The sequence below is a fragment of the Magnetospirillum sp. SS-4 genome, assembly GCF_902729425.1.
Lineage (GTDB): Bacteria > Pseudomonadota > Alphaproteobacteria > Rhodospirillales > Magnetospirillaceae > Phaeospirillum.
In genome coordinates this window covers 1-5,279 of record NZ_CACVCH010000102.1, presented here as the reverse complement: position 1 = coordinate 5,279, position 5,279 = coordinate 1, and the positions used below count along the sequence as shown (strand labels likewise).

The window sequence follows — 5,279 nt, the reverse complement described above, 5'->3', positions numbered from 1 at the left end:
ATTAGCATAATAAATCAATTCCTGGTAACTGCGAAAATATGCGAAACCTTAGAAGGGGAAGTTGATGGGCAAAATGAAGCTGCGATGCATGTGACGCTGAAGCAGCTAATCGCCTACACACAGGAGCACTTTGAGAGAGAAGAAAAAATACAAAGAGAGTGCATGTATCCATATTTCAACATGCACGCCAGAGAACATCGCGTTTTGAAGACTCAGCTTGAGGAAATGGCTTCGGCCTATTTCATCACGAAGTCGAGGAGGGTCAACCGTCAATCCCTTAACGAAATGAGTGAATTTTTAAGGATGTGGCTGTTTAATCACATTATGAAGTTTGACATGAATTACAGAGACTGGGTTTGCCCAAAGGGCAATTAGGGCGTCTCGAAGGCTGGCGTTGCTGTTTCGCTATTTTTCGACAATATCAAAGTCCTGCAAAGACGCGGCTGATCCGAGTTCCATTTCCAAGATTTTCCCGGCTACCTCGTTTGCCTCGATTGCTGCGGACTTTGCGGTGGAACTCATAGCGTCCAATCCACCGATTACCGCAGTCAAGCTTGCCACCCGGCCCATTTGTCGCCGCAAGATATCCCCGATTCCAAGGGGGATGCCCTGCTTGCCGGACAAAATATCACCGCAAAGCCGTATGATTTTTTTTGCAGCCGTCACGGCCAGAGAATCCGCACTTTTCGTCAGTGCATGCCGTATCTCGCCCAACCGTTTAAGCTGAAAATTAGAGCATCCACTTACCTGCACCCTGGAATCAGCAAGTTCCATAAGGTTAATCAGCCTCTCTGTAGATTTCGAAATATCACGAAGCAATGCAGTCTTCCGTTTTTTATCGGCCACTGCACTTGTTTGCAAGTTAACGTTCATAATTTTTGCGGCCAACTCGTAGGCATTTTCAATTACGAGGCCAGTTTGTTTAAGAACGGGGTCGCCACCACCATTAGCATCATATTCACCATTCATCTTGGCGATCATGACGCGGTCAATGCTAACAATATGCGTAACAAGCCAATTGTAAATTATATAGAACAGTTTCTCGCTTCCGCCACCATTATGGAAATCATCACGATTTATTCTGTCAAGCTTTTCAACGAAGCCAGAATGAATCCGCTTGTGCTTATCTCTCTCGTCATAATCAAAGGAGTCCATTAGAGTCTCTTCGTGCATAAAATGCATTTTTACATAATTTGAAAGACCATTAAGAACGTCATCCACAGCCTTTCTTTCATATTCCGCACTCGAAGTAGCCCCAAGTATTTTAAGAAAATCTATGATTTTTTGGTGTTGCTCATCGATATCTTCTCGGCCAGTGGCAATCGCCGCAGACCATCCCATCTCTGTCTTCGTATCCACCGAAGAGGAACTGGAAGCGACATCTTGGTGGTGATCACTACTTTTGATTTGCCGCTGAGCTACGGATTGGGCAATTACCGGGGAGCCTTCTTGGCGGCGGGTCTGGGCATCATCAGCCCGTCTAAACGGCCCCTTGTAGCTCTTCATGACGGCAGAACGCCTGTCCGGCCCATGGAAGATCGGCGAAGCAATAAATGCCTTCTGCTTGGTCATCGTCGCCGTGACCGCCATTTGCAGCGTATGGCGGGTGATGGGAAGCGTAAGCGAGGCGGATATGCCCGCGTCTCTTGCCACGATTAGCTCATCTGCCGTCCACTGATTATCCAGGGCAATTATAGGAAGGGATTGAGGTGGCTGCCCCTTCCCCCAACGGACATGCTTCAAAATCTTTAGGTGCCCACTTCCACCAAGCTTATCGCACAGGATAATATTTATGTTTGATGCATTTCCATGCTCAAGGTGCAGCATCGTGTGACTGATATCTTTTGTTTCTTCTTGAACTGCAAAACCACACTCACGCATCACGGAAACAATAAGCTTCCTTGTCGCTGCATTTTCGATGGCGACGAGTGCATTAACATCTAATGACGAAGACGCTACGATTGCCATTCTTATTTATTCCAGTCGTATTTAAATAATTCAGCGTAACACATAGCTTTCTGACACCTTCCTGCCAGATGCTGAAAGTTCCTCCACATCAGCGTAGGTGATTTTGTCCACCCCACCCTTCAATTCCCGACATCTATCTCGGAAGGTTTCAACTGAGTAGGATTTGGCTCCAGAAAATTTTCGAATTTTCTCTGCCACCTCATCAGCAATATTTTCGAGCTTCGTTAAGCTGCGAAAAGTGCTTTCATTTGTAGCCAGTCCGTCACGCACGCCAGCCGCCAAAGAGTTACATTCAAAAATTATGGCTCCAGCAAGACTTTTTAAACGGTAATTTACGATAACTTGGATGGCTTCACTTTTTTTGGATTCATACTGCTCCATCGGAATGCCTCGCCCTAACGCCTCGACCGGATTCGGAACTATGATTTGTGGGGCTGAGGCACAGCCAGGACGATTCTCATTTCGGCGTTCAGGTCCAATATAATCTTGGGTGACGATAAAAGGCTTCCGCCTTTCTACATGACCAACAATCTGATCTCTCAATTGGCCGGATGAGAATGGAATAAGAAGCACAGAATCAGTTCCTGAAGACATGGCACTACGAACCGCCACTTCATCCCTTGATGAAAGGATCAATACAGTCAATACGAATGGATCGCAATTTGTTTGTATAGAGCGGATTTGGCGAATGAAATACGTCGAATCATTTCCGTCAACCGCAGCGTCCATGATAACAATCTGGAAGCCGCCATTTCTGCATGATTCATCAAGGGCAATAAAGTTATTTGACTCCTCTATGTTTGAAATACCAATCTCATTTAGTGTGAATCTAATTCCAGATCGAATTGTGCTGCTTGGAACGCAAATTAATGCCGTTATTTTAGCGTAATCTATCTTCACCTTGGCAGGCACGATGACAGTAGGAACTCCCACTTTTTCAGGCTCTTCATTCTCAAGAGCGTCGAGAGCAAGATACGCAAGCGGCCTCTGATCAACGTCGTCATCAGTCAGCAGTGACCTGAACTTCATGTCCTCATTCATAATGTGACTTGCAAGCCACTTAAGGACAAGATCGTGCAGTTTCTCCGCAACGGACAAACGTCCGCCACGATACAGCCTGATAACCTCATTAATTTTGCGATTGAAGGCAAAGTGCTTTGCACGATGATCTTCAAAGTGTTGAAAGCCAACCTTAGCCATGGCCTTTTCTTCACGGAGAAAGTGCCCTGCGACATATTCTTCGAGCATCGCCAAGGCACTATCGATTACGAATTTGCTTTCCGCTGCATCTAAATCGACGCACTTGAGCAAATTGGCAATTTCAAAGAATGCCTTGTGATCGCTGTCAATCGCAGCATTCCCTACAGAGAAAGCGTCTGACCACCCAGCGATTTGGCACGCTTCCGTCATTCAGCAAAATCTCCATGAACTCCGCTGATTACCGTCCGCCAATTCGGGCGATAAAACCATCGACCTCTCGGCTCAGATTTTCAGACTGCCGTGACAATTCTGATGCAGCATCCGCAACCTGACCAGCGGATTCGGTAGCTTCTGCGGCAGTCGCTTGAACCGTGATGATCGCGGAAGATACTGCGGACGTTCCGGTTGCAGCTTCCGCGACATTACGTGCGATTTCCACGGTGACCGCATTTTGCTCTTCCACGGCACCGGCCACGGCGGACGATGTTTCCTCGATCTGGGATACTGTTCGAGTGATTTCCTGGATCGCCTTGATCGCTTCGGCGGCGACCTCCTGGATATGTGCCACCTGGGAGGTGATGTCTTCGGTTGCCCTGGCCGTTTGGTTTGCCAAGTTCTTGACCTCGTTCGCCACCACGGCAAAGCCCTTCCCGGCATCACCGGCACGAGCCGCTTCGATGGTGGCGTTGAGAGCCAAAAGATTGGTCTGGGCGGCGATGTCATTGATCAAGCTGACAATGGCTCCAATCCGTTGGGCGGCATCACTGAGGCCATGGACCGTCGTATCGGTACGAGACGCAACCCCGGCTGCTTCCGAGGCTACGGTGGCAGCACGATGGACCTGGGCACTGATCTCCTTAATGGAGGCAGAGAACTCCTCCACGGCAGAGGCCACGGCCTGGACGTTGACCGAGGCTTGTTCCGCCGCTGCGGCAACCGTCATGGCTTGATGGCTGGTGTCGGTGGACTGTGCCGACATGGCCCCCGAAGATGCTTCCAGTTCTGTGGCAGCGGCAGCCACTGCATTCACCACCGGCTTTACCTGATTGTTGGCAAAGGCGATGAACTCAGCGTCCCTGGCTTCCATTCGCTTCAAAGCTTGGTTGATGGTCTTGGCGTACAGAACGAAATCGCCACGCAAACCTGTGGTGATAATCCGGCGGTAATATCGACCATGATTGGCGGACTCGACTGCGGCGAATGCCTCTTTTCCAAAGGCTTCGGCGAGGTCCAGCAATCGGTTGATGTTGTGTTGCAGGACTCCAATGCCATCGCTGGCACGGACGTCCAGAATTCGAGCATTGAGGTCACCACTGGAGGACCGGCCAAGCACGTGGATCGCGGTGGAAAGATCACCTGCCATTCTTCGAGCAGAACCGCCGATCTTGATGCCTCCGACAACTCCAAGCAGGGATGCGACAATCACGACCCAAAGGGCGATACTCGAACCACCAAGCAGCCCGAATGTTCCCGCCAGTAAGCAGATCGACGAAGGAACCAGCATCCCAAGGGATAAGGTTCGGGCATATGAGCCGAGGGTCAATTCCATGTGGCGGCCTCTGATCAATTTTCTGGCGTGATGGTGAAGATGAAACGGTCATAGCTATCGAATCCCGCCGTTGCTACGGCGTCGTTCAGCATTTTCCATGATCGCTCAAGCCCAACCTTTGAATCTGGATGGCGGCGTTCTTCTTCCAACAGCGAACGGTAAAGCGGCTTGATCGTCTCCAATGCGGCCTTCTCGGGCACCCGTCGATTGGAGTGATATCCGATGATCTGACCGGCAGCGTCGAGGTTCGGGGTGACATGGGCGAATACCCAGTAGTTGTCGCCATTCTTCGCCATGTTGTTCACATATGCGAATATCTCTCGGCCATCGACAATGGTGTCCCAAAGCAGTTTGAAGACGCATCGCGGCATTTCGGGGTGCCGTATGACCGAATGTGGCTTTCCCATCACCTCGGCCTCGGCATAGCCGCTCACTGTCAAAAACACATCGTTTACGTAGGTCAGCCGTCCTTTGGGATCGGTCTTGCTGACGATCAATTCGTCATGAGCAAAAGTTCGCTCGCGACCTGATGGAGTTTTACGGTCACCCGTCATCTCCGACA

At 49.8% G+C, this 5,279-nt stretch carries 5 protein-coding genes; 1 reads left to right on the top strand and 4 read right to left on the bottom strand.

Annotated features, from left to right (window positions below):
- Positions 1 to 375 (top strand): bacteriohemerythrin (locus MTBSS4_RS17565; protein ID WP_173984680.1); only part of this gene is annotated, 375 nt, incomplete at its 5' end.
- A gap of 30 nt (positions 376 to 405) precedes the next feature.
- Here the strand turns inward: MTBSS4_RS17565 and MTBSS4_RS17560 are convergent.
- From MTBSS4_RS17560 to MTBSS4_RS17545, 4 genes are read right to left on the bottom strand one after another with little or no spacing between them, the layout of a single operon-like run.
- Entirely contained in the window at positions 406 to 1,968 is a 1,563-nt protein-coding gene (locus MTBSS4_RS17560; protein ID WP_254432642.1) for a hemerythrin family protein, read from the bottom strand.
- A gap of 30 nt (positions 1,969 to 1,998) precedes the next feature.
- The gene (locus MTBSS4_RS17555; protein ID WP_173984679.1) at positions 1,999 to 3,378 is read right to left on the bottom strand and encodes a bacteriohemerythrin; all 1,380 of its coding nucleotides are present in this window, start codon (positions 3,376 to 3,378) and stop codon (positions 1,999 to 2,001) included.
- 28 nt (positions 3,379 to 3,406) lie between these two features.
- Complete coding sequence (locus MTBSS4_RS17550) at positions 3,407 to 4,717, bottom strand: methyl-accepting chemotaxis protein (protein WP_173984678.1); 1,311 nt, start codon at positions 4,715 to 4,717, stop codon at positions 3,407 to 3,409.
- A 14-nt stretch (positions 4,718 to 4,731) separates the two neighbouring features.
- A complete protein-coding gene (locus tag MTBSS4_RS17545; protein WP_040477208.1) occupies positions 4,732 to 5,271 on the bottom strand; it encodes a PAS domain-containing protein in 540 nt (179 codons plus the stop codon).
- Between the last annotated feature and the right edge of the window lie 8 nt (positions 5,272 to 5,279).

Excerpts from the sequence above, each read along its gene's own strand:
- MTBSS4_RS17555 (WP_173984679.1), bottom strand. The coding sequence starts at position 3,378 with ATGACGGAAGCGTGCCAAATCGCTGGGTGGTCAGACGCTTTCTCTGTA.
- MTBSS4_RS17550 (WP_173984678.1), bottom strand. The coding sequence starts at position 4,717 with ATGGAATTGACCCTCGGCTCATATGCCCGAACCTTATCCCTTGGGATG.
- MTBSS4_RS17560 (WP_254432642.1), bottom strand. The coding sequence starts at position 1,968 with ATGGCAATCGTAGCGTCTTCGTCATTAGATGTTAATGCACTCGTCGCC.
- MTBSS4_RS17545 (WP_040477208.1), bottom strand. The coding sequence starts at position 5,271 with ATGACGGGTGACCGTAAAACTCCATCAGGTCGCGAGCGAACTTTTGCT.